Source organism: Streptomyces sp. NPDC046915, assembly GCF_040644935.1.
GTDB lineage: Bacteria > Actinomycetota > Actinomycetes > Streptomycetales > Streptomycetaceae > Streptomyces.
The window spans coordinates 22766-45542 of record NZ_JBEYXB010000020.1; the positions used below are offsets into that span (position 1 = coordinate 22766).

20 protein-coding genes are annotated in these 22777 nt (G+C 72.6%); 7 read left to right on the top strand and 13 right to left on the bottom strand.

The window, feature by feature from the left end:
• From ABZ915_RS37655 to ABZ915_RS37680, 6 genes are read right to left on the bottom strand one after another with little or no spacing between them, the layout of a single operon-like run.
• Positions 1-3450: a hypothetical protein gene (locus ABZ915_RS37655; RefSeq protein ID WP_361812833.1), complete on the bottom strand. Its 3450-nt coding sequence runs from the start codon at positions 3448-3450 to the stop codon at positions 1-3.
• On the bottom strand, positions 3447-4520 hold the full coding sequence (locus ABZ915_RS37660) for a hypothetical protein (protein WP_361812835.1): 1074 nt from the start codon (positions 4518-4520) through the stop codon (positions 3447-3449). Before ABZ915_RS37660 ends, ABZ915_RS37655 begins: the two co-directional genes overlap by 4 nt.
• A complete protein-coding gene (locus ABZ915_RS37665) occupies positions 4517-5536 on the bottom strand; it encodes a hypothetical protein (protein WP_361812837.1) in 1020 nt (339 codons plus the stop codon). The genes ABZ915_RS37660 and ABZ915_RS37665 overlap by 4 nt, the downstream gene beginning before the upstream one ends.
• Positions 5533-7152: a vWA domain-containing protein gene (locus tag ABZ915_RS37670; protein ID WP_361812839.1), complete on the bottom strand. Its 1620-nt coding sequence runs from the start codon at positions 7150-7152 to the stop codon at positions 5533-5535. The genes ABZ915_RS37665 and ABZ915_RS37670 overlap by 4 nt, the downstream gene beginning before the upstream one ends.
• On the bottom strand, positions 7149-8579 hold the full coding sequence (locus ABZ915_RS37675) for a hypothetical protein (RefSeq protein WP_361812840.1): 1431 nt from the start codon (positions 8577-8579) through the stop codon (positions 7149-7151). The genes ABZ915_RS37670 and ABZ915_RS37675 overlap by 4 nt, the downstream gene beginning before the upstream one ends.
• 1 nt (position 8580) lies before the next feature.
• Entirely contained in the window at positions 8581-9600 is a 1020-nt protein-coding gene (locus ABZ915_RS37680) for a hypothetical protein (RefSeq protein WP_361812842.1), read from the bottom strand.
• Positions 9601-9703: 103 nt separating this feature from the next.
• On the opposite strand from ABZ915_RS37680, the gene ABZ915_RS37685 reads away from it, so the two are divergent.
• A complete protein-coding gene (locus ABZ915_RS37685; RefSeq protein ID WP_361812844.1) occupies positions 9704-10846 on the top strand; it encodes an FHA domain-containing protein in 1143 nt (380 codons plus the stop codon).
• Between the two features lie 77 nt (positions 10847-10923).
• Here ABZ915_RS37685 and ABZ915_RS37690 read toward each other — a convergent pair whose 3' ends face one another.
• Complete coding sequence (locus ABZ915_RS37690) at positions 10924-12759, bottom strand: hypothetical protein (protein ID WP_361812846.1); 1836 nt, start codon at positions 12757-12759, stop codon at positions 10924-10926.
• A gap of 203 nt (positions 12760-12962) precedes the next feature.
• On the opposite strand from ABZ915_RS37690, the gene ABZ915_RS37695 reads away from it, so the two are divergent.
• The gene (locus ABZ915_RS37695; protein WP_361812848.1) at positions 12963-13868 is read left to right on the top strand and encodes an alpha/beta hydrolase; all 906 of its coding nucleotides are present in this window, start codon (positions 12963-12965) and stop codon (positions 13866-13868) included.
• A gap of 40 nt (positions 13869-13908) precedes the next feature.
• On the opposite strand, the gene ABZ915_RS37700 is transcribed toward ABZ915_RS37695, so the two are convergent.
• From ABZ915_RS37700 to ychF, 3 genes are read right to left on the bottom strand one after another with little or no spacing between them, the layout of a single operon-like run.
• Complete coding sequence (locus ABZ915_RS37700) at positions 13909-14358, bottom strand: hypothetical protein (protein WP_361812850.1); 450 nt, start codon at positions 14356-14358, stop codon at positions 13909-13911.
• Positions 14355-14858, bottom strand: coding sequence for an RNA polymerase sigma factor (locus tag ABZ915_RS37705; protein ID WP_361812852.1), 504 nt, complete (start codon positions 14856-14858; stop codon positions 14355-14357). The genes ABZ915_RS37700 and ABZ915_RS37705 overlap by 4 nt, the downstream gene beginning before the upstream one ends.
• Before the next feature lie 60 nt (positions 14859-14918).
• Positions 14919-16007, bottom strand: a complete 1089-nt coding sequence (gene ychF / locus ABZ915_RS37710; RefSeq protein ID WP_361812854.1) for a redox-regulated ATPase YchF — start codon at positions 16005-16007, stop codon at positions 14919-14921.
• Between the two features lie 189 nt (positions 16008-16196).
• Between ychF and ABZ915_RS37715 the strand changes: the two genes are divergently transcribed.
• Positions 16197-16763: a DUF6542 domain-containing protein gene (locus ABZ915_RS37715; RefSeq protein WP_361812856.1), complete on the top strand. Its 567-nt coding sequence runs from the start codon at positions 16197-16199 to the stop codon at positions 16761-16763.
• Between the two features lie 127 nt (positions 16764-16890).
• On the opposite strand, the gene ppgK is transcribed toward ABZ915_RS37715, so the two are convergent.
• Positions 16891-17661: a polyphosphate--glucose phosphotransferase gene (gene ppgK / locus ABZ915_RS37720; RefSeq protein ID WP_361812858.1), complete on the bottom strand. Its 771-nt coding sequence runs from the start codon at positions 17659-17661 to the stop codon at positions 16891-16893.
• A 51-nt stretch (positions 17662-17712) separates the two neighbouring features.
• Complete coding sequence (locus ABZ915_RS37725) at positions 17713-18720, bottom strand: 4-hydroxy-3-methylbut-2-enyl diphosphate reductase (protein ID WP_361812860.1); 1008 nt, start codon at positions 18718-18720, stop codon at positions 17713-17715.
• A gap of 81 nt (positions 18721-18801) precedes the next feature.
• Here ABZ915_RS37725 and xseA point away from each other — a divergent pair, with 81 nt between their 5' ends.
• The 3 genes from xseA to ABZ915_RS37740 all read left to right on the top strand — a co-directional run bounded on the left by xseA (position 18802) and on the right by ABZ915_RS37740 (position 20967).
• Entirely contained in the window at positions 18802-20022 is a 1221-nt protein-coding gene (xseA, locus tag ABZ915_RS37730; RefSeq protein WP_361812862.1) for an exodeoxyribonuclease VII large subunit, read from the top strand.
• Positions 20019-20243 (top strand): exodeoxyribonuclease VII small subunit, encoded by a 225-nt coding sequence (locus tag ABZ915_RS37735; RefSeq protein ID WP_361812864.1) that lies wholly within the window; start codon positions 20019-20021, stop codon positions 20241-20243. The genes xseA and ABZ915_RS37735 overlap by 4 nt, the downstream gene beginning before the upstream one ends.
• A gap of 133 nt (positions 20244-20376) precedes the next feature.
• A complete protein-coding gene (locus tag ABZ915_RS37740) occupies positions 20377-20967 on the top strand; it encodes a malonic semialdehyde reductase (RefSeq protein ID WP_361812866.1) in 591 nt (196 codons plus the stop codon).
• A gap of 86 nt (positions 20968-21053) precedes the next feature.
• Here the strand turns inward: ABZ915_RS37740 and ABZ915_RS37745 are convergent, their stop codons facing one another.
• Positions 21054-21578: a DUF4245 domain-containing protein gene (locus ABZ915_RS37745; protein WP_361812868.1), complete on the bottom strand. Its 525-nt coding sequence runs from the start codon at positions 21576-21578 to the stop codon at positions 21054-21056.
• A gap of 127 nt (positions 21579-21705) precedes the next feature.
• On the opposite strand from ABZ915_RS37745, the gene glpX reads away from it, so the two are divergent.
• Positions 21706-22740 carry a class II fructose-bisphosphatase gene (gene glpX, locus ABZ915_RS37750; RefSeq protein WP_361812870.1) on the top strand — a complete coding sequence of 345 codons (1035 nt, stop codon included), beginning with the start codon at positions 21706-21708 and terminating at the stop codon, positions 22738-22740.
• Positions 22741-22777: the final 37 nt, after the last annotated feature.

The window sequence follows — 22777 nt, forward strand, 5'->3', positions numbered from 1 at the left end:
TCAGCGGGCCGGCGCACTGCTCCACAGCCGCAGCAGCACCCGCTCCGGCTGCTCCCCGCGCGCCAGCAGGCGGGCCGTGCGGGGCCAGGTTTCCGGGGGGAGGCCGTTCTCGGTGATCAGGCGGTACAGGGTGGGGCCCGGCCCCGGCAGTGTCAGCAGTTCGCCCAGGAGCCTGGCCTCGCCAGGTGCGGCACCGGTGGCCAGGACGAGGTCCAGGGCGTCGGAGCCATAGCGTTCGACCAGCGTGAGTCCGTCGTCGCCGGCCGCCAGCAGCCACGGGGTGAGCCGCTCCGTACGGCGGCCGTGCTTCTCGCCCTGTTCGGTCAGCAAGCGCAGCACGCGCTCCCCGGAACGCCCCGCCAGCAGCGGCAGCCAGCGCGGCCCCCACTGGTTCACCGCCTCGGCGCCACCCGGCAGCCGCTGCTCCACGACCGCCGCCGTGACCGCGACCCGCAGCCCCCAGCGAGCGCCCACGGACAGCACGGCCTCCAGCGAACGCAGCGCCAGCTCACTGGTGAGGGGTTCCAGTTCGGCGAGCACACGGCGCTGCTCGGGGCTGAGCCCGAACCGCTCGGCATACTGCTGCGCGACCACGCCGAGCCCCTCGTGCAGCAGGGTGCGCAGGGTGCGCGGCGGGTCGTCGGCGGCCAGGATCAAAGGGAGTTCACGACGGGCCCGCGGATCGAGGGTGCCCTCGGGATCGGCGGCGTACAGCCGCAGCAGGGCGGTGCGCTGCGCGGGGCCGGCCAGGGTGCCCAGCAGCGGCAGCAGGACCGGGTCGGCCGCCAGTGCACCGGTCACCTCGGGGGCCGTGCCCGGACCGAGGACGGCGGCGCCGACGCGGTGCGCCAGCCGGGGCCCGTTCACGGCCCAGTCACGGATCCGCTCGGGACGCTGTACGACGTTGCCGATCACCCAGTCCAGCTCGTTGCCGAGGTCCAGCTGCCAGCGCGACCAGGCGACCGCGGCGGCCGTGCCCAGCGGCTCGGTCTGCTCCACGGTGTCGTGACCGCGCTCCTTGAAGGCCGCGACGACGTCGGACAGGCTGTGGCCGATCCCGTCGGCGTAGCCCTTGAGCCGGGCCATCGCCGTCTGGTCCAGGCCGAGTTCCAGCGCGTGCCGCAGGCCCTCGGTGCCGAGTTCGGCGAGCGCCGCCCGGGTGTCGGGGAAGCGGTCGGCGAGCTCGGCGATGCCCAGGTCGCCCTGCTCGGACAGCCAGCGGGCCGCGAGCACCGGGTGGGCGCACACGACCGGCCAGTCCGCGGGTGCCGTGCCGAGCAGGGCACGTACCGCGTCGCGCCCCGAGACCTCGGCGTCGGCGGCGATCTGGAGCAGCACCCGGGCGTCCACCGCGCCGGCCGTGTCCTGGTCGACGATCTGCACCCAGCCCAGGCCGAGCACGGTCAGATGCTCGGGCTGGCGCAGCCCGTCGAGCAGCCGCCGCCACATCTGCGGGGTGTAGCGGGCGAGCAGGTCCTGGTCCTCGCCGTGCAGGTGGGGTCGCAGCAGGTCGAGCAGCTGCGGGTCGTCGAGGCGGCCGGCGAGGAACTGGAGGCTGGGCGCCGGGATCTGGGAGAGCAGCGCGACCAGCGGGTCGTCCATGCCGGCGACCGCGGCCGCGAGCCGCTCGGGCGCGACCTCTGGGACGGCCGTGCACAGCCGCCCGTAGAGGCCGACGCGGCGGATGCCCTCCAGCTCCCGCAGTGCGGTGGCCATCGTCAGCCCGTCGGCGCCCACTTCCCCGCGCGGGTCGAAGACCTCGGCGAGCCGGCCCGCCACGGGCAGCAGCCGGTGGGCGGCCTCGTCGTACAGGTCACGCTCCGCGGGCCCGAGCAGCGCCGACATCAGGCACTCCCGGAAGACGGACCGGGGCACGCCCGACAGGGCGGTCACCAGACGGCGCATGCCGGCCTCGTCGAGCAGCCTGTTCTGCTTGCGCAGGCCCGGCGCGTTCTGGAGGGAGCGCACCGCCACCAGCAGTTCCGTGTCGGTGCCGAAGCAGTCGGCCAGCAGCTCCAGGAGCTTCGCGCGCGGCGAAGGCCCCATCGTGCGGTCGACGCCGCCATGTCTCAGGGTCCAGCCGGCGGCGAAGGTGCGCCGGCGCCGGGCCGCGCCGCCCCTGCTGTCCAGGACCTGCGCGTGGTACTCCTCCAGATTCGGGTCGGTGACGAACGGCAGCCGGTCGGCGGCCATGCCCGCGATCCGCGGCGAGGGGATCGACAGGTCGTCCCAGTCGACCTGTTCGACCTGTCCGCCGCGCACCCGCTGGAGGTTGCGCAGGGCGGCGGATGTCATCCGGCCCGCGACCACCACGCGGGCGTGCGTGGCCTGCGACGCTATCCGGCAGGCCAGGTTCACCAACTCGTCCGGGGACACCAGGACCCAGCCCGCGCCGGAGAGCAGCGTGGCGCCGCGGGTGCTGAGCCGCCGCTGGTCGAAGGCGGCCATGGCGATCACGTTCGGGCCGTGCTCGTGGAGCAGGCCGAGCCGCAGCGACTCGGGGTTGATGCTGAGCCGCTCGCCGCCGCTGTACTGCGCCGTGTCGTCGTAGACCAGCAGGGCCTCCGCCCCGGCCAGGTCGGCGCGGGCGCGGGCCTGTTCCTCGTCGTGGGCGGCGCGGGCGAGGGTGTCGGCGAGCCGGCCGGGGCGCAGCGCGGGCACCCGCTGGAATCCGGCCGCCTCCAGATAGCCGTAGAGGTCGGCCGGGCCGTCGACCGGGCCCCAGGCGCCGGGCGGCAGTCCGCAGGCCATCCAGCCGGCCAGCCGGGTCAGGGCGCGTACCTGCACCTCCCGCCACTGGGCCAGGGCCTGGTCCCCGCTGCCCGCGCTCGGCACGTCCCCGCCCAGGAGCAGCGCGCTCGGCAGGGACATGCCCTGGGCGCCGGGCATGCGGCCCTCGAGCGGGATGTAGCCGTGCCGGCCGATGCCCGCCAGGACCACCGACCCGAAGTTGACCACGAGGTGGTCGGGTGAGAGCTCGACGGGGACGAATCCGGCGTGTGCCATGTCGTCCAGGGCCCGGCCGAGGGGTACCAGGGTGCGCAGGGCTCCGGCAGGTGTCCAGCGGTGCCCGCCGGCGAGCATCGCGTCGAGGTCGTCGCGGTCCCGCAGCGCGTGCAGGGGCACCTTCTTGTTGCCCGGCGCCCAGGCCGTGATCAGGGCGGGCGGCAGCTGGGGGTGGTCGACCATGTCCAGGAGCGTGGGTGTGACGGGGCTGCCGGCGGCGAGCAGCGCGGCCGCCCGCCTGCGGTCCCTGACGTTGGGGAAGAACCGCAGCGCGCCGAAGGCCTCTTCCTCCGCGTCCTTGACGAGCCGGGTGGCGCGCAGCGCGTTCGCCCCGGACGAGCGCAGATGCCCGGGGCGCAGCTGCTCGGCATGCGGTTCCCAGTGGCGTCCGGAACGGCCGCGGACCCGGGTGAGGAGCCGGCCGAACGTGGTGTTCGCGGTCATCGGGGCCCGCCTCCCAGGGTGCTCAGCGCCGATTGCAGGGCCGTGACCCGGCGGGCGCGGGCGAGGTCGATGCGGACGCGGTCGACGTTGGCGAGGCGGTACGTCCGCGTGGACAGGCAGGTGGTGAGGGCGTTGGTCAGCACCGGCCCGTAGCCCTGTTTGGTGAGGAACCTCTTGGCCGGGGCGATGGTCTCGTACGCGGCTCCCTCCGCGTACAGCAGGCGGCGGTGCTCCTCGGAGAGGCGTTGGAGGGCGGCCGCGTGGGCCAGGGTGGCGCCGAGCATGTAGATGTCGAAGCGCTCGGCCGCTGGGGACTTCTCGCTCGGCTCGTCGGTGCCCTCGGCGGACGGCGGCGCGTAGGCGGCGGTGGTGGTGTCGACGCGTCCGCCGATCCGCACGGCCGCGTCGTAGTCGATCAGGACATAGCGGGCGGGCGGGCCGAGCACCAGGATGTTCTCCGGTTTGATGTCGGCGTGGATCCAGCCCTTGGACGACTTGTCGTCCTCGTGCCGGTCGGCGTGCAGGGCGGCGAGGGTGTTGCACAACTGCTCGGCCAGGTCGAGGAGTTCGTCCTCGGTGTAGGGCCGTTTCGCGTCCCGCCGGGCGTCGATGTCCTGCTGGAGGGTGATCGAGGCGCCGCCCTGCTGTCCGATGAACTGCTGCACCAGGAAGCTCTCGACCTGCGGCCGCGGGTGGCCGGCCTCGGTCAGTGACGGCGAGGGCTGGGACTCCACGCTGATCACGACGGGGCACTGCTGGGTCAGCTGGGCCGCCTGCCGGGCGGCGTGCAGCCCCTGCCGGCGGGCCTTCTGGTGCTGGGACAGGGTGGTGAGGACGTTGCGCGGGTCGCCGAGGGCCGACTCGGGCCACCACATGCCCTTGACCACGACGTCTCCGCCGGACCAGCGGTCCTTGGCGAGCAGGGCGTACCCCTGCCCGCCCCGGGAGAGGATCTCGAGGGTGGCGAACCGGCCGTCCATCCCGAAGTCGGCGGGCACCCAGGCCTTGCGCGGGGAGCCGTTCTCGTCGGGGCTCTCGGCGTACACCCATTGCGGTACGAACGTGGTCACGCGTCGCTCCCGAAGCCGATCCGGAGCCGGACGGTGCCCGGCCCGAGGCAGAGTTCGTCGCCGTCCTCCAGTGCGTACGGCGTCCTGGAGGCGAGCCGGGAGGACTTCGGGCGTCCCCGGAAGTCGAGCTCCGGATTGAGGAACGACGCGTTCTGCTCGGGTTTCGGGAGGTGCTCGACCATGGGCTTCCCGTCGTCGTCGAGGAAGATCCGCAGATGGGCGCGGGAGATCTCCAGGGCGTGCTCCTCGTCCAGTCCGGCGGTGACGACCGTGATCTCCGGGCGGCTGCGCGAGGGCCGGCCCAGGGTCAGGCCGTCGGGGGGCACGGTGAGCGTGTCCCGGGTGCGGTGGCCGTGCAGCACCGTCACGCGGACGGGACCGGTGCCGGGGGCGGGAGCGGGGGGTGGCTCCGCCAGGATCTCGTTCACGTCGAAGTAGCACAGGCGGCAGTACCAGCGGTTGCCCTGCTTGTGCACGTGCCGGGGCTGGAGTTCCTCGTCGGCGTGTACGCAGCCGGACGTGTCGGAGGCGTGCCGGAACCGTTTGTCGGAGCCGGGGTGGAGCAGGCCCGCCTTGCGGAGCTTCTTGAGCCGGTCGCGTTCTATCTCCTCGTCGGTGGCCACGCCCAGGTGGCGCAGCGTGAGGATGACCTCGCCGCGCATCCGGCGCACGCTCCACACCCGGGAGCTGTTGCCTTGCAGCCAGGGGTGTTCACGGCGGGCGTAGCGGAAGTTGTCGTCGGAGACGATCGCCGCGTCGTACTGGTCGGCGAGGGAGAGGATCCGGTCGTCCGCGTCGCCCCGGTGGACCTGGAGCCAGCGAGCGCGTTCGGCCTGTTCGACGAGTTTCTGGTCGTCCAGGTGGGGCCGGACGGTGGCGTCCAGGACGGCGATGGCGTCGGCGCCGGGGTGCCGGCGCAGCCAGGCCTCCCGTACGTCGACGACCCGGGAGAACGGCCACGGGGTCTGGCCGGTCGCGGCCACGTTCGACGCGTCGATGATGACGGGCACGCTCATGGCCGGCTCCGGCGCGGCGGCTGGGTCGGGGCGTCGGAGCCGCCGTGGCCGCCGTGGTCCTGGCCGCCGTCCGGTGCGCCGCGGTACGGGTCGCCGTAGGAGTGCCGGCCGCTGCCGCCGCCCGAGCCGTATCCGCCGCCGTCCTCGGAGTCGTATCCGTCGTCGCCGTATCCGCCGCCGCTGTACGACCCTCCGCCGTACTGGCCGTCGCCGTACTGGCCGTCGTCATCGTCGAACAGGCTGCGCTGTTTGCGGTGTTCGCGGATCTTGTCGGGCTGCTCGACCTCGATGTCCTTGAACCAGTCCCGTTTGTTGCGGCTGGAACTGCTGCGGCTGGAGGAGGCGCGGGACTCGTTGAGCACGTCCCTCGACTGCATTCCCTCGCGCAGTCCGCCGACCGCCTGCTGGAAGGCGGCGATCAGCAGGGGGTCCGGGATCTTGCGGGCGCGCTCCACCCCCTCCTCGTAGATCCGCTCCCGTTCGGTGTTGGAACCGGCCGCGGCGGCCCGGTTGTTGATCTCCTGTTCGAGTTCCGCGGCGGCGACCTCGCGGCCGTACTCGGGGCGGAGGATCTGCGCGTACGGGTCGTTCACGACCCAGACGTCGGTCGTCACCGGTGCCAGCTCCCGCGCCTCGGGTCCCGAGCCGAGCCGCCCGGTCGCCTTGGCGACGAGCAGCGCGGTCGTGCTGGTCCGGTCGGGCGCCCGCAGCTTCAGCACATAGCGCAACTGGCCCTCGTCGCCCGCGCCGACCGCGCCCAGGCTGAGTCGTACCCGGCTGGGGCGCCGTCCTCCGCCGTCGGAGACGGCACTGTCGAGGCGTCGGCGGACCGGGTCGATCTGGTAGACGGCGACGACCTGGATGAAGGGGTTGATCTCCAGGGACAGTTCGGCGCTGCCCGCGACCACGTCCCGGCTGTAGGCCGCGAAGCTCGACGCGATCTCCCGCATCTTCTCGGCGGCGGTCGCGCGGGAGGACACGTGAGCGGTCATCCCGGTCGACGCGAGCCCTTCCAGCAGGGCGTAGTCGGCGCCTTCGCCGATACCGATGACGTCGGTGTGCAGCTCGCGACCGGCCGCCTCCCGGGCGATCGCGGCGAGCTGCCCCGGGTCGGTCGTACCGAAGTTGGGCAGTCCGTCGCTGAGCAGCACGAGCCGGCGGGCGGCCGCCGTCCGCCGGCCCAGCTGCGCGTACGCCTCCCGCAGCGCGCCCTCGATGTTGGTCCAGCGGCGCTCGTCCTCGACGTTGCCGTGCCAGCTGCCCTTGTCGCGCAGCTCGGCCGCCGTTCCGGAGAAGCGCAGGCCCGCGTTCTGCGCGAAGGTGAGCACGTCCACCCCGGCGTGCGGGGGCAGCGCGGCGACCAGCTCGCGCACCCCGGACTCGGCCACGTCCTTGCGGCTGGCGTCCCGCGGGTCGTCCGGGTCCGCGAACTCGTCCGTGGAGGAGTTCGCCTTGATGCCCATCGACCAGCTGTCGTCGACCGCGAGCACATAGGCGATGCCGTCCGCGATCCGGTCGGCGCGGCGCAGTACGCGCGGGGCGACCGACACGAAGAACTCGTCGCCGACATGGACCTGCGGCCGGTCCACTCCGAGCTTGATGTCCTCAGTGGTCATGCGTCCTTCGCCTCCCCGATCCCGCACACCAGTGCCGTGGCGTTGTCCCAGCCGCCCAGGGCCTCCGCCCGCTGGACGAGGGCGGCGGCCAGCGCCGGGGCGAGCGGCCGCCCCGACTCCTCCAGCTTTGCGGCCAGTTCGGCCAGTACGGCGCCGAACCAGCGGTCCCGCTCGGGTTCCGTCGCCCCGTCCGAGGCGAGCAGCAGCAGGTCCCCCGGGGCGAGGGCGACGGTGGTCTGCGTCCAGCGGCCGGGGCCGTTGCCGAGGTAGTTGACCAGGGCGGACCCGTCGCCGTGGGCGTGCGGGCTGACCCTCAGCCGCTCGGCGTAGCCGGTGTGGGCGGGGGTCAGTTTCCATGCCGCGTACGGCAGTTCACGCGGCGGTGGACCGCCCGGTGCCGGTCCGCGCAGGGGCCGCACCAGCCAGGCCTCCGCGTCCCCGACGGACACCAGGCTCGCCGTGCCGTCGGGGCGCACCGTGGCCAGGACGGCCGCCGCACTGCCCGTCTCAGTGGTCCGGCCGACGGCCGCGTCGAGTTCGTCGACGAGTTGCCGCGGCGGCAGGTCCTCCTCCAGCCGCCAGAGCCGCTCGGCCTGTCCCAGTGCCGCCTGGGCGGCGATCCGGCCGGAGCCGTCCCCGTCGCCGGTCACCCCGTCGAACACGGCGCACCGCACCGTGCCCGAGGCGCCGCGACCGGCGCCCGCCGCGTCCTCGTTGTCGGTGCCCGGGTCGCCCTTGGCCTTGCGGGAGCCGACCGCGCTCTCCTGGTAACAGGTGGCCGAGACGCGGTCGGGGGCGCGGCGCGCGAGGACCTCGTGCAGCGGTGCCATGCCCGCTGCCACGCCCTGGCGCAGGTCATGGCCCAGCAGCCGGTGGCACACCGCGTCGAGGCCGGGCGGGAACGTGCCCGCGAACACGCCGAGCAGCTGGAGCGCGTCCCGCAGGTCCAGGCAGGGCCGCTCGGCCACGGCGTCGACCAGCGCCTGCACCAGGGCACGCCGGTCCCGGGGCGCGGGCGCGACCTCGCGCCGGTCGTGGAACTCGATGCCGCCGTCGAGGTCGTAGCGGGGCAGCGCGGCGATCTGCCAGCCCTCGTACGCGTCGTACCGTACGGACTCGGTCACCAGGCATCCGGGCCCGAGCCGTTGCAGCGCGGCGTCCACCCGGTGCCAGAGGTCGGGCAACTCGGCGATCAGTTCGTCGCGTTCGGGCCTGCCGTGCTCGTCGACGCACTCGCGCAGGGTCGGTGCCAGGTCCTGGTCCCAGCGCACGGCGATCTCGGGGACGGCGACTGCGACGAACTCGGGCGTCTCCATCTCCTGGATCTCCACGGCCGTTCCGGGAATCGCGTCGAGGTTCCGCTCCCCCGCGAGGTCGGCGTCGGCATCGTCGTCGCGGCCGATGACCTCGTCACCGTGTTCGCTCATGTCACGCTCCCTTGAGGAAGACGGTGAGGACGACCGCGATCACGGCCAGTACTCCCAGGAAGACCAGGCGCTGTGTGCTCGTCCGGTTGGCGCGTTGCAACTCCTCGGCCGCGCCGCGCCGTTCGGCCTCCGCCTGCTGTGCCCGGAACTGCCACTGCTGGACGGCCTGCGCCACCTGGTTGCGGGCGTCGTCGACTTCCCGCCGGGCTGCCGCCTCGGCCGCGGCGATCCGCTGGTCGGCCCGGCTCTCGGCCTCGGCCAGCCGCCGGTCGGCTTCCTGCCGCGCCCGCCGTACCGCCTCCTCGGCCCGCTCCTCGCGCAGCCGGGCGCCGCGCTCGACGAGCTCGGTCCGCTCGGCCAGCTCCCGGTGCGCGTAGGCGAGTTCCTCCTGGGCGCGGCGTGCCGCGGCGGCGGCCTCGGTACGCACCCGCTCCCGCTCCTCCGCCACCGCCCGCTCCAGCAGGACGTCCAGGTCGGGTCCCTGACCGACCGGGAAACGCGCGGTGCGCCGGGGCCCGCCGGTGTCGGGGGGTTCGGTGTCGGTGTAGAGCTCGGCGACGGAGGTCGCCGCGCCGACGGGCGGTTCGGCCAGGGACAGGGGCACCGGGCGCACGGTCAGCCGGGACGGGTCGACGACGACGACCGGGCGCCAGCCGCTGAAGCCGTCCGGCTCGTCGTCGTACACCGCCGTGGCGGGGCAGCCGGAGCCGAGCACCGCGTCCGTGCCGTCGACCTGTGCCCACAGCGTCTCACCGGCCGTCAGCAGGGAGCCGACGACCTCCGGTGACGGAACCGGTACGCCCGCCGAAGGTGCGAACGGGCCGGACCGCCGGCCGCCGGGTCCGGCGGGCCCAGGGGGCTCCTCGGCCAGACCGCCCCAGCCGTCCGGGCCGCCGGGGCCGTCCGGGCCGGCGGCGTCGAGACTGCCCCACTCGTCTTCGGCGGCCGGAGGAGGCGGGGCCGCCTGCTGCCGCCGTTCCCCGGACGGCGTCTCGTCCGCAAGTGAACCCCACTCGGTCATATGCGCCCCCCGCATTTCAGGATCCCCAAGTCCACTGCCCAATAAAGTAACTAACATCACATCAGCGGACGCGTGGGGACTTTCGGGGAAGCGGGGGCAACCTGTGGAGAAGCATCTGACCGCGGACTTCGAAGAGGCGTGCTTCCTCGTCGATCTCTCGAACGTGGTGCGCCGCCAGGACCTCGGCGAGCCCGGCCTGCGCTCGCTGCGCCGCCTGGCCCTCGTCGTCGACGCGGCTGTCCGGCTCGCCCGCGACCCGGACGTCAAGCTGTACCTCGTCGCCGACCGCAGTCTGCGTCACGGCGGCGGCCGGCACGAGTTCACCGACCCGGCGGACGTACGCCTGCTGGCGAAGTGGGTGCGGCTCGGCCTGGTCGAGGAGCTGGACGACGCGGACGGACGGGTCCTGGAGCTGTGCGAGATGACCGGCATCCCGGTCATCACCGGCGACCGCTACCGGGACGCCCGCGACGACTTCCCCTTCCTCCAGGGCAACACCGACGACTTCCTGGAGCCGGTGCCGGGACCGCACGGCACGGTCCGGCTCGCCCCGCTGGACATGGCGGTGGCCTCCGCGGCACAGATCTCCCGCAAGAAAGAGGAGTCGGTCCTGAAGAAGCAGGGCCTGCTCGATCCCCGGCGCAGGCCCCGCTCCGAGGTGGTGCGGCGCAACTGGCGCTGCCCGGACGGCCGGTGCACCGTGTACGACACCCGCAAGGGCACGCTGGTGCTGCTGCCCCGCATGCGACGTGGCGTCCCGACCTGCGAGCAGCACGGTCTCGAACTGGTCGACGACGGCCCGCGCACCGCCACCGCCCAGGTCAAGCTGCTCGTCGCCGACCGGGTCGCGGCCCGCTTCACCCTGGAGGACGGCTCGACGGTACGGATCGGCCGGAAGCCGGAGCCCGACGGCATCGCCCTGCACGACCTGCTCCCCGCCGACCTGGCCGCCCTCGTCAGCCGCGCCCATGTGGAACTGCGGGTCGCGGGAGGTGCCGTGCGCGCCACCGACGTGAGCAGCTTCGGCACCCGGTGGCGGGCGACGGGCACGTCGGGCCCCGGGCCCTGGCACGACCTCCCCAAGGGCGCCGCACGCGACTTCCGCGCCGGGGACGAACTGGAGCTGACCGAGGGTGTCGTCCTCGCCCGCAGCGGGCGGCGCTTCCCCGCGGAGCTGGCTCAGGAGTGGCAGCGCCGCAGGCCGCCGAGCGGGGAGGGGGCGGAGGCGGTCACGCGGGTGTACTGAGGGACGGTCACGCGGATGTCCGGGGGCGCACGCGGATGTCCGGGAGGCGGTCACGCGGATGTCCGGGAGGCGGCGCCTCAGCCCCCGGACGACGAGCCGACTCCGGTGCCCTCCGCCCCGCCGGCCGCGCGGACCAGGCCCTGCGCCTCGTCCTCCAGGCGGCGGGTGATGAAGTGGCCGACCTGACGGTCGTGGAGCCACGCGGCGAGCTCCCCGAAGTCACGGGCCGCGCTGAGCACTTGCCGCCGGACGCCGTCCGGGAAACCCCTTCGTGGCAGGTCACGGGCGTCGTCCACCTCGCTCAGGACCCGGTGGAGCGTCAGGCGTACGGCCGTCGCCTCCGCCTCCGGCAGCTCCGACCGCGCGAGCAGCCGCCGCACCCGCCCGGCCGCCTCGGCCACCCTGTCCAGGAGCTGTACCTCCCGGTTGGACGTCACCCCCGAGGGTGACACCACGCTGTTGAGCGCGTGCCGGAAACAGGGGTGCACATGGAACTCGTCCTCCCCCGGCCCCGGCGGCGCCTGGCTTCCGCCCGAGTACACCACCCCGTCGCCGCGCCGCACCCCGAGGAACCCGGCCCCGTACAGCACGTCGATCAGTCCCCGCACCGTCAGGCTGTCGGTGTAGTCGGGGTAGTCCCGGTGCAGCGCGTCCCGGCGTGCCTCGAACCGGCTCTCCAGTGCCTCCCGCGTCACGACGTACCCGCTGTTCTCGAACATGGCGAACAGCGACCGCAGGAAGGGATGGTTGACCAGGTACTCCTTGGCCAGATCCTGCAACTTCCACCGGGAGAACCGGTCCGTCGCCGCCAGCACGTCCGCCTCCGTGATCCACGGCCCGCCCCGCTCATGAGCCACGCCGCGGCAGGCGTTGAGGAACTGGATGGCGTCCCGGGGCCGGGGCAGCGCGCGCCGGAAGAGGTAGTCGGCGGTCGGCTCACCCCGCACCACCGCCGGGAAGACCTCCCCCCACAGCTGCTCCTCGCCGATCTCGGCACCCAGCGAGGCCCGGGCCCGTGCGAGGGCGACGTCCTCGAGGCCCTTCCGGCTCCAGCTGATCCTGATCTCGTCGCTGTGGAACTTGTCCCCCTCGCTGAAGTTGAGGGTGTCGTAGATGTCGGACCGCAGGAACAGCGCGGTCCGTACGGCGCCGCCGTAGCGCCCGGTCGCCTGCTTGGCGGCCAGCAGCAGCCCGGCGACCAGGGCGTGGCTGTCGGCGTCCACGGTCCACACCTGTTCGAGCTGGTCGACGAGGAAGAGCAGCGGCGGATGGCGGCCGTCGCATCCCAGCTCGGCGAAGGCGGCGGCCACCCCGTCCTCCAGAACCTCCAGCTGTCTGCTCGCCCGCGCCCCTTCGGACGCCCCGTTGACCCCTAACGCGGCCTCCACCACGCCGAACGCCTTGAGGGACAGGTTCGCGGACTGGAGCCCGCTCGCGCCGCGCCTCAGCCGGTCGTAGAGCCGGGAGTCGTCGTACTCCCCGTTGGCCCGCAGGAACCGGCGCAGCGCCCGGACCGCGGACGGCAGCCGCCGCCGGTGGTGCTCGGTACGCGCGTGGCCGGTCAGGTGCCGTGCCGCGTGCACCGCGAACACGTACCGCCAGATCAGCGACTTGGCGGTGTCGGCGGTGACCCCCTGCAACTCGAACCGCCGGATCTCGTCACCGGCGGCGTCGTCGGGCGTGATCAGCACGGAGGCCCCGGGATGCCCCTCCGCTGTCGCCAACTGCCGGCAGATGGCGCTCTTCCCCGACCCCTTGCGCCCGATGATCAGCGACTTCCGCCCCGAGAGCACTTCCTCGTAGGCATGGTTGGGCCGGAACACCGCCCCGCGCAGCAGCCCGTCCTTGAGATCGGTCTCGGCATCGTCCCGCCCGAAGAACAACCGCCCGACCGAAGCATCTTCCCACCCCACGCACGCCCCCCGATGATCCCGCGGCTTGTGTGGAGGTACCCCCGCTCGCCCCTTTCGAAAGCTGCCCCGTCCCGACGAGGTCACCGCGGCGCCGCTCATGTACTGACCGTCGCATCCGGCGGGGAACCTTTCGGCCCGGTCCTGCCTCCTGGCATGCCGAAGCGGGCCCTCAAGAGGCCCGCCGGAGGCGAGAGGTGTTTCCCATGGCATCGAGCACGACCTCGGTATCGGCCGCGGCTGACAGACCGCTCCCGAACGCCGAAGGGGCGAGGCACAGCTGGCTGGAGGTGCGCGGCATCCGGCTGCATGTCGCCGAGTACGGGACCGGGGCGCCGGTCCTGCTGCTGCACGGCTTCCCACAGCACTGGTTCGCCTGGCACCGGGTCGCCGTCCTGTCGGCCGCCGGACGACGGCTGATCTGCCCGGATCTGCGGGGCTTCGGCTGGTCGGAGCAGACCCGGCGCGGCTACGACATCGACGGCCTGGCCGACGACATGCTCGCGCTGCTGGACGCGCTCGGGCTCGACCGCGTGGATCTGGTCGGGCACGACTGGGGCGCCCACGTCGGCTTCCGGCTGTGCCTGCGGGCACCGGAGCGGTTCAGCGGTCACCTGGCCCTCAACGTGGCGCACCCGTGGGCCAGGCAGCGGGCCATCCTGCCGAACCTGTGGCGGCAGTGGTACACCGCCTTCATCGAGTATCCGGTGATCGGCCGGGCGGTGCTGCGCCGCTGGCCGGCGTTCAGCCGCTTCCTGCTGCGTCACCAGGTCGCCGGCCGGTCGGTCTGGCAGCCCGACGAGCTCGCGGAGTTCAGCGCCGCGGCCCAGGCCGGCGCGCATGCCGGGCAGGCCATGTTCTGGCAGTACGTGGTCCGGGAGATCCCGGCGTTGCTGCGCGGCACGTGGCGCGGGCAGCGGCTGACCGTCCCGACGGTGCTGCTGGGCGGTGAGCGGGACAATGTGTTCCCGCCGTCCATGCTGGCCGGGGGCGAGAGCCACGCGGACGCCCTCACCGTACGGATCGTGCCGGGCGCCGGCCACTTTCTGCCTCGGGAGAGCCCCCACGTGGTCGCCGAGGCGATGAACGAGCTGTTCGTGACGGGCCGTTGAACGACTACGGGAACGAGCACGGGAACGACTACGAGAACGGCTACGGTCGCTCGGCCGCCCGCAGCGCGACCTTCCGGATGAAGGCCCGGCTGCGGCGGGCCCCGAGAGCGTACGCCCACTGAACCGGCCGCAGGGCGGCGGGACGCGCCGCGCCGAGCATGGCGAAGCGCGTGCCGTCGCCCTCCGGCACGGCGGCCATGCCCCCCACCACGAGTCGCGACTGCATCAGGCACCAGCCCGGCGCGAGCCGCACCTCGAAGGCGCTGCGGGCGCCCAGCGGGCCCACCGCCAGGGCGTGCTTGCGATCGGCGTCGCCGGGCGGGACGCGGAACTCGCGCAACAGCGGCACGAGGTGGGGCAGCTCGCCCGCCAGATCCGAGGCGACCGCCCACACCTTGTCGTACGGCAGCTCCAGGCGCTCCTCCGCGTACAACGTGGTGTGCAGGCCCGCGGCCAGCAGCCGCAGCCGGGTCACGGCATCGACGCTCATTGCCCCCACGCCTTCCTGAACGCCGAACGGGCGCGGTGCAGCCGGGACTTGACCGTGCCCTGCGCGACACCCAGTAGCTCGGCCGCACTTCGCTCGTCAAGCTCCTCCAGCTCGCGCAGGACGAGCACGGCGCGATGATGCACGGGCATCCGCGCAAGCACGTCCCGTACCTGTGCCGACAGCTCGCCGTCACCGACGCCGACGAGACCGCGCAGGCGGGCGACCCCGTCGGGATCGACGGCCCGCTCGCCGGCGGTGCGCCGCGCCACCCGCACCGCCTCGCGCACGGTGACGGTGCGCACCCATCCGTAGAACGCCTGCGGATCGCGCAGTCCCCGCATCCCGACGAAGACCGCGGTCAGCGCCTCCTGGACGGCATCCTCGTAGTCCGACAGGGCGATCGGCCGGCACAGCCGGGTCACATACGGCGTCACCACGGTCAGCACCTCGTCCATCGCCAGCGCGTCCCCCGCCCGCGCCGCCCGCACCAGCGCGGCCACGGCATCCCAGGGCGGCTGAGGCTCTCCTGAAGAGTGCTGCACGTGGCGGTACGTCGTCCGCTACACGTTGAAGCGGAACTCCACCACGTCCCCGTCCTGCATCACGTACTCCTTGCCCTCCATCCGCGCCTTGCCCTTGGCGCGGGCCTCCGCCACCGAGCCGGTCTCCACCAGGTCGGCGAAGGAGATGACCTCGGCCTTGATGAAGCCCTTCTGGAAGTCGGTGTGGATGACGCCGGCGGCCTCGGGGGCGGTGGCGCCCTTCTTGATGGTCCAGGCGCGGGATTCCTTGGGGCCGGCGGTGAGGTAGGTCTGGAGGCCGAGGGTGCGGAAGCCGACGTGGGCGAGGGTGGCGAGGCCGGGCTCGTCCTGGCCGACCGACTGGAGGAGTTCGAGGGCCTCGTCCTCGTCCAGTTCGGCGAGGTCCGCCTCCAGCTTGGCGTTGAGGAAGATCGCCTCGGCGGGGGCGACCAGGGCGCGCTGCTCGTTCTTGAAGTCCTCGTCGACCAGCTCGTCCTCGTCGACGTTGAAGACGTACAGGAACGGCTTGGTGGTGAGCAGGTGCAGGTCGTGCAGGAGCTCGTTGCGCTCGGTGCCCTGGACGATGCCGTGCGCGAAGAGGGTGTCGCCCTTCTCGAGGATCTCCTTGGCCTCCTCGACCGCCTTCACCTTCGGCGCCACGTCCTTCTTGATCCGCGACTCCTTCTGGAGGCGCGGCAGGACCTTCTCGATCGTCTGGAGGTCGGCGAGGATCAGCTCGGTGTTGATCGTCTCGATGTCGTCCTTGGGCGAGACCTTGCCGTCGACGTGGACGACGTTCTCGTCCTTGAAGGCGCGGATGACCTGGCAGATCGCGTCGGACTCGCGGATGTTCGCCAGGAACTTGTTGCCCAGGCCCTCGCCCTCGCTGGCGCCGCGGACGATGCCGGCGATGTCGACGAAGTCGACGGTGGCCGGGAGGATCCGCTCGGACTTGAAGATCGAGGCCAGCTCGGCCAGCCGGGGGTCGGGGACACCGACCACGCCGACGTTCGGCTCGATCGTGGCGAACGGGTAGTTGGCCGCCAGCACGTCGTTCTTGGTCAGGGCGTTGAACAGGGTCGACTTGCCGACATTCGGCAGACCGACGATTCCGATCGTGAGCGACACGTTGCGACTTCCCGAAGTGAGAGGGCCAGAGGCTGCCAGGGGTGAGGGGCCAGGGGACTGGACCGGCCGATCCACCAGTCTACGGCGTCCCGGCACTCGCCCGGTGGCCGCGTCGAACGCCTGGACAAGCTCGGCTCACCGGCGTGTCAGATGGGCTATTCGACACATAAAACGACCTAGGTTGGTCCAGTGGAGCAACACAGGACGCCACCCGAGCGACACGGACCGCGACGCGGCGCACCGCCGACGCCATTTCCACCGCAGACCAGGCACCGCCCGGGGGAGGAACGAGGACCCGCCCCGGGGGCGGCACGGCAGGCGCCGGGAGCACGGCAAGGACCGGCGGCAGCGCCCGCGGCCGGGTTACGACGGCTGCCGAATCCCCGGCTCACCGGGCTCGGCGGGGGACTGTTCGGCGGCGCGGCCATGCTCCTGCTGGGCTGCCTCGACCAGCTGCTGTTCGGGGCGTCCCTGACGCTGTACGGGGTGCTGTTCCTGCCGGTGTGCGTGCTGACCGCGCTGTGGGTGCGCGGGGGCGACCTGCTGACCGCGCCGGTGGTCGCGCCGATCGCCTTCACGGTGGGGCTGGTCCCCGTGGCCGACAGCGCCGGGGGGACGGGGGGCCGGGCCATGGGGCTGGTGACCGCGCTGGCCACACAGGCGGGGTGGCTGTACGGGGGGACGCTCGTCGCCGGTGCGATCGTGCTCGTACGCCGGGTCCGGCTGGTGCGCCGCCGGACCCTGCGGCACCGCTAGGGCCTGTCGCCACATTCCCGTCTGCCCCGCGGCGCCTGGCACGCGCTCTCGCCGCACCAGACACCACGGGGCCGCCCTTCGGGGGACGACGGGGATGTGACGACAGGCCCTAGCTGGGGACCGAGGCTCACACCGGCAGCGGTGCGGCTCCCTGCCCGTCCTTCGCCGCCCGCATCGCCGCCCCCACGATCCCCGCGTTGTTCTGGAGCTGCGCGGGCACGATCTCGGCCCTGATGTCCTCGATCAGGTGCAGGAACTTGCCCGCCTTGCGGCTGACGCCGCCGCCGATGATGAACAGCTCCGGGGAGAAGAGCATCTCGACGTGGGCGAGGTACTTCTGCACCCGCTGCGCCCACTGCTCCCAGGTCAGCTCGTGGTCCTCCTTCGCCTTGCTGGAGGCCCGCTTCTCCGCGTCGTGGCCGTGCAGTTCCAGATGGCCGAGCTCGGTGTTGGGGACGAGGGTGCCGTCGACGAAGACGGCGCTGCCGATGCCGGTGCCGAAGGTGAGCAGGATGACCGTGCCCCGGCGGTCCCGGCCCGCGCCGAACTCCATCTCGGCGACGCCCGCCGCGTCCGCGTCGTTGACGACGGTCACCGGCAGGCCGCCGAGGCGCCCGCCGAACAGGGCGCGCGCGTCGGTGTCGATCCAGTTCTTGTCGACGTTCGCCGCCGTACGCACCGTCGCCCCGCCCGTGACCACGCCCGGGAAGGTGAGCCCGACCGGGCCCGTCCAGCCGAAGTGCTCGACGACCTGCTTGACGCCGTCGGCCACCCCGTCCGGTGTCGCCGGATGAGGGGTGAGCACCTTGCAGCGCTCCTGGGCCAGTTCGCCCCTCTCCAGGTCCACGGGAGCGCCCTTGATCCCGGATCCACCGATGTCCACGCCGAAGATCTGCATGAACCCACGCTACGACGTGGGGCCGGTGGTCACGTCACGGACGTACGCCGCTCACGCCTGAGGGGTGCCGGAACCGCCCCGCTCCGCCACCAGAGCCTCCGCCTCGTCGCGCAGGTCGCGGCGCAGCTCCTTCGGCAGGGAGAAGGTGATGGACTCCTCGGCCGCCTTGACGATCTCCACGTCCCCGTAGCCGCGCTCGGTGAGCCACTCCAGGACCTGTTCGACCAGGACCTCGGGGACGGAGGCGCCGGAGGTGACGCCGACCGTGGTCACGCCCTCCAGCCAGGCCTCGTCGATCTCGCTCGCGAAGTCCACGAGGCGGGCGTCGCGGGCGCCGGCGAGCTTGGCGACCTCCACGAGCCGCTTGGAGTTGGAGGAGTTGCGGGAACCGACCACGATCACGAGTTCGGCCTCGGCGCCCATCTGCTTCACGGCGAGCTGGCGGTTCTGCGTGGCGTAGCAGATGTCGTCGCTGGGAGGAGAGATGAGCTGCGGGAACTTCTCCTTCAGGGCGTCGACCGTCTCCATCGTCTCGTCGACGGAGAGGGTGGTCTGGGAGAGCCAGACGACCTTGGACTCGTCCCGGACCTCGACCTTGGCCACGTCTCCCGGGCCGTCGACGAGCTGGATGTGGTCGGGGGCCTCGCCGGAGGTGCCGATGACCTCCTCGTGGCCCTCGTGCCCGATGAGGAGGATGTCGTAGTCCTCGTTGGCGAAGCGGACGGCTTCCTTGTGGACCTTGGTGACCAGCGGGCAGGTGGCGTCGATGGTGGCGAGCCGGCCGTGCTCGGCCTCGTCGTGCACGACGGGGGCGACACCGTGCGCGGAGAACATCACGATGTTGCCCGGTGGCACCTCCTCCGTCCGCTCGACGAAGACGGCGCCCTTCTTCTCCAGGGTCTGCACGACGTACTTGTTGTGGACGATCTCGTGCCGGACATAGATCGGGGCCCCGTACTGCTCCAGGGCCTTCTCGACGGCGATCACGGCGCGGTCCACTCCCGCGCAGTAGCCACGGGGGGCGGCGAGCAGGACACGGCGGCCAGGCGAAGCAGTCATGCCATCCATCGTAAGGCCGGGCCCGGGGCCGTAGATCGCGTGCGTCCCGCGTTGTCGGTACCGGCCGTTACGCTCGACCGCATGGCTGTGAACACGTCCGCGGACGCCCCGCTGCCCGTCGGCGAGATCTCGCGGCTCATCGGGGGCTGGATCGACCGGCTCGGCGCGGTGTGGGTCGAGGGGCAGATCACCCAGTTGTCGCGGCGGCCGGGTGCCGGGGTGGTGTTCCTGACGCTGCGCGACCCGTCGTACGACATCTCGGTGAGCGTCACCTGCTACCGGCAGGTGTTCGACGCCGTCGCCGATGTCGTCGGCGAGGGCGCGCGGGTCGTGGTGCACGCGAAGCCGGAGTGGTACGCGCCGCGCGGGCAGCTGTCCCTGCGGGCCGCGGAGATAAAGCCCGTGGGGGTCGGGGAGCTGCTGGCCCGGCTGGAGCAGCTGAAGAAGACCCTGGCGGGCGAGGGGCTGTTCGCGCCGGAGCGGAAGAAGCCGCTGCCGTTCCTGCCGCAGCTGATCGGGCTGGTGTGCGGCCGCGCCTCCGCGGCGGAGCGGGACGTGCTGGAGAACGCCCGGCACCGCTGGCCCGCGGTCCGCTTCGAGGTGCGCAATGTGGCCGTGCAGGGCGTGCACGCCGTACCGCAGGTCGTGCAGGCGGTGAAGGAGCTCGACGAGCTCGACGCCGTCGACGTGATCATCGTGGCGCGCGGCGGGGGCAGCGTGGAGGATCTGCTGCCCTTCTCCGACGAGCAGCTGGTCCGGGCCGTGGCCGCCTGTCGTACGCCGGTGGTGTCGGCCATCGGCCACGAGCCGGACAACCCGCTGCTGGACCATGTGGCGGACCTGCGGGCCTCGACCCCGACCGACGCCGCCAAGAAGGTCGTACCGGACGTCGGCGAGGAGCTCGACCGGGTGCGGCAGCTGCGGGACCGGGCGCGGCGGTGCGTCACGGCGCTGGTGGAGCGCGAGGAGCGGGGGCTGGCCCATGCGCTGGCGCGGCCCTGCATGGAGGATCCGCACCGGATGGTCGACGAGCGCGCCGACCATGTGGCGTCCCTCGTCGACCGCGGTCGCCGTACCCTCGGCCATCTCCTCGACCGCGCCGACTCGGAGCTGACGCACACGCACGCGCGCGTGGTGGCCCTCTCCCCGGCCGCGACCCTGAAGCGCGGGTACGCGGTGCTCCAGAAGGCCGACGGGCACGCGGTGCGTGATCCGGACGAGGTGGCGGCGGGCGAGGCGCTGCGGGCGCGGGTCGCCGAGGGCGAGTTCTCCGTACGAGTGGACACAGGGATGGGTGGATGACCGGCAAGGTGGATGCGGCGCTCGGCTACGAGCAGGCGCGGGACGAGCTGATCGAGGTCGTACGGCGGCTGGAGGCCGGCGGTACGACGCTGGAGGAGTCCCTGGCGCTCTGGGAGCGGGGCGAGGAGCTGGCCAAGGTCTGCCGGCGGTGGCTGGAGGGGGCGCGGGCCCGGCTGGACGCGGCGCTGGCCGAGGAGGAGAAGGCGGAGGCGGAGGAGTAGGCACGGCGGAGCGCTGTGAAGCGGATCACGACGCTCCAGTATTTGTTGAAGGTTGAACTTCCCTGGCGTACTGTCGTGCCGTCAGCCGGTCCGGCGCCCCCGGATCCGGACGTCGTCTCCAGAGAGTTCAGCCATGCCCCTCGTTCTTGACTCCGCCGCCCAGGACCTGCTCTTCCGCGAGGCCCGCACCGCGAACGCCTTCACCGACGAGCCGGTCACCGACGAGCAGGTTCAGGCGATCTACGACCTGGTCAAGTACGGCCCGACCGCCTTCAACCAGACCCCCCTGCGCGTCACCCTGGTCCGCTCCGCCGAGGCCCGCGAGCGTCTGGTCCCGCACCTGTCCGAGGGCAACCGGGCCAAGACGGCCGCCGCCCCGCTGGTCGCGATCCTCGCCGCCGACAACGAGTTCCACGAGGAGCTGCCGGCCCTGTTCCCGGCCTTCCCGCAGGCCAAGGACGCCTTCTTCGCCGAGCGTCCGGTGCGTGAGCGCTCCGCCACGCTGAACGCCGCCCTTCAGGCCGCGTACTTCATCGTCGGCGTCCGCGCCGCCGGCCTGGCCGCCGGCCCGATGACCGGCTTCGACCCCGAGGGCGTCCGCAAGGAGTTCCTCGACGACGACCACACCCCGCTGATGATCGTCAACATCGGCAAGCCGGGCGAGAACGCCTCCTACCCGCGCTCGCCGCGACTGGCGTACGACGAGGTCGTCACCACCGTCTGAGCCCCGAGCACGGCAGAGGCCCCCGGTTACCGCCGGGGGCCTCTGCCGTGCTCGTGGCTCACGGTCGGTGGCTCACGGTCCGTGGCTCACGCCATCTTCAGCGCCTCGGCCATCTTCGTCAGCTGCGCGAACGACGCCGTGCCCGCCACCACCGTCGTGGAGCCGGGGGTGTCCTCGAGGACGAGCGCGTCGTAGCGGCCGCCGGTGTAGCGCGTCCACGTGTGGTCGCCGATCCTCTCGGTGACCTTGGTCGCCTTCGCCCCCTGGCTGGCGGTGTCGATGAAGTCCGCGCGCTTCTGAGTGGACTGCTCGACCGCCACGTATTGACCGTCGGGATTCTGGTAACCAAGATGCCAGCGGTCGAAGTGGTCGCCCTGGAAGCTGACGGACGTCGCCTTCCAGGCGCCGGGCAGGCCCTCGGGCGCGGCCACCGGGTAGTCCGCGGCGCGGCGTGCCGTGAGCAGCTCGACCCGGTAGTCGACCCGCTTGAGGTCGGGAGCGTGGTCGTCGTGCGGGACGAAGAGGTAGATGACCCCCGCCGCGACCCCGATCACGGCCAGGGACTGGATCATGCCCCGGATCGTCTTCTGCTTGCCGTTCGTGCCTGCCACGCCCCCTATCGTCGCAGGTGCCCGGCGCGCTCATCCGTGGGGTCCCCTGCTCATTTTGTCTGCCTAACGATAGAGTCGGGGATATCACCCTCATCCGGCCGTCGTCGTATCAGAAAGGTGCGCTCCGATGACCGAGCATCATCATCTGCCCTCGGAACTGGACGTCCCGTCCGAGGCCCCCGACCGCAACCTCGCCCTCGAGCTCGTCCGGGTGACCGAAGCGGCGGCCATGGCCGCGGGCCGCTGGGTCGGCCGCGGCGACAAGAACGGCGCCGACGGTGCCGCGGTGCGGGCCATGCGGACCCTCGTCTCCACCGTGTCGATGAACGGCGTGGTCGTCATCGGCGAGGGCGAGAAGGACGAAGCCCCCATGCTCTTCAACGGTGAGCAGGTCGGCGACGGCACCGGACCCGAGGTCGACATCGCCGTCGACCCGATCGACGGCACCACGCTGACCGCCAAGGGCATGCCCAACGCGATCGCGGTGCTGGCCGCCGCCGAGCGCGGCGCGATGTTCGACCCGTCCGCCGTGTTCTACATGGACAAGCTGGTCACCGGCCCGGAGGCCGCCGAGTTCGTCGACATCAACGCGCCCGTGACCGTGAACATCAAGCGGATCGCCAAGGCCAAGAAGTCCGCGCCGGAGGACGTCACCGTCGTCATCCTCGACCGGCCCCGGCACGCGGGCCTGATCAAGGAGGTCCGGGAGGCGGGCGCGCGCATCAAGCTCATCTCCGACGGCGATGTCGCCGGCTCCGTCTACGCGCTGCGCGAGGGTACGGGCGTCGACCTGCTGCTCGGTATCGGCGGCACACCGGAAGGCATCATCTCGGCCTGCGCCGTGAAGTGCCTGGGCGGCACGATCCAGGGCAAGCTGTGGCCCAAGGACGACGAGGAGCGGCAGCGGGCCATCGACGCCGGGCACGATCTGGACCGGGTGCTCACGACGGACGACCTGGTGCAGGGGGAGAACGTCTTCTTCGTCGCCACCGGGATCACCGACGGTGAACTGCTGCGGGGTGTGCGGTACCGGTCGGAGACCGCGCTGACCGAGTCGATCGTCATGCGCTCCCGGTCCGGCACGGTCCGGCGGATCGACTCCGAGCACCGACTGAGCAAGCTGCGGGCGTACAGCGCGGTCGACTTCGACCGGGCGAAGTAGCGCCTGCCCCCTGGGTGGGGACGCGCCCTCTGTGCGG

Bases quoted from the DNA above. Each gene is read 5' to 3' on its own strand.
- ppgK (WP_361812858.1), bottom strand. From the start codon at position 17,661: ATGCAGATCTTCGGCGTGGACATCGGTGGATCCGGGATCAAGGGCGCT.
- glpX (WP_361812870.1), top strand. From the start codon at position 21,706: ATGACCGAGCATCATCATCTGCCCTCGGAACTGGACGTCCCGTCCGAG.
- ABZ915_RS37680 (WP_361812842.1), bottom strand. From the start codon at position 9,600: ATGACCGAGTGGGGTTCACTTGCGGACGAGACGCCGTCCGGGGAACGG.
- ABZ915_RS37695 (WP_361812848.1), top strand. From the start codon at position 12,963: ATGGCATCGAGCACGACCTCGGTATCGGCCGCGGCTGACAGACCGCTC.
- ABZ915_RS37735 (WP_361812864.1), top strand. From the start codon at position 20,019: ATGACCGGCAAGGTGGATGCGGCGCTCGGCTACGAGCAGGCGCGGGAC.
- ABZ915_RS37675 (WP_361812840.1), bottom strand. From the start codon at position 8,579: ATGAGCGAACACGGTGACGAGGTCATCGGCCGCGACGACGATGCCGAC.
- ABZ915_RS37670 (WP_361812839.1), bottom strand. From the start codon at position 7,152: ATGACCACTGAGGACATCAAGCTCGGAGTGGACCGGCCGCAGGTCCAT.
- ABZ915_RS37740 (WP_361812866.1), top strand. From the start codon at position 20,377: ATGCCCCTCGTTCTTGACTCCGCCGCCCAGGACCTGCTCTTCCGCGAG.
- ABZ915_RS37665 (WP_361812837.1), bottom strand. From the start codon at position 5,536: ATGAGCGTGCCCGTCATCATCGACGCGTCGAACGTGGCCGCGACCGGC.
- ABZ915_RS37725 (WP_361812860.1), bottom strand. From the start codon at position 18,720: ATGACTGCTTCGCCTGGCCGCCGTGTCCTGCTCGCCGCCCCCCGTGGC.
- xseA (WP_361812862.1), top strand. From the start codon at position 18,802: ATGGCTGTGAACACGTCCGCGGACGCCCCGCTGCCCGTCGGCGAGATC.
- ABZ915_RS37700 (WP_361812850.1), bottom strand. From the start codon at position 14,358: ATGAGCGTCGATGCCGTGACCCGGCTGCGGCTGCTGGCCGCGGGCCTG.
- ABZ915_RS37655 (WP_361812833.1), bottom strand. From the start codon at position 3,450: ATGACCGCGAACACCACGTTCGGCCGGCTCCTCACCCGGGTCCGCGGC.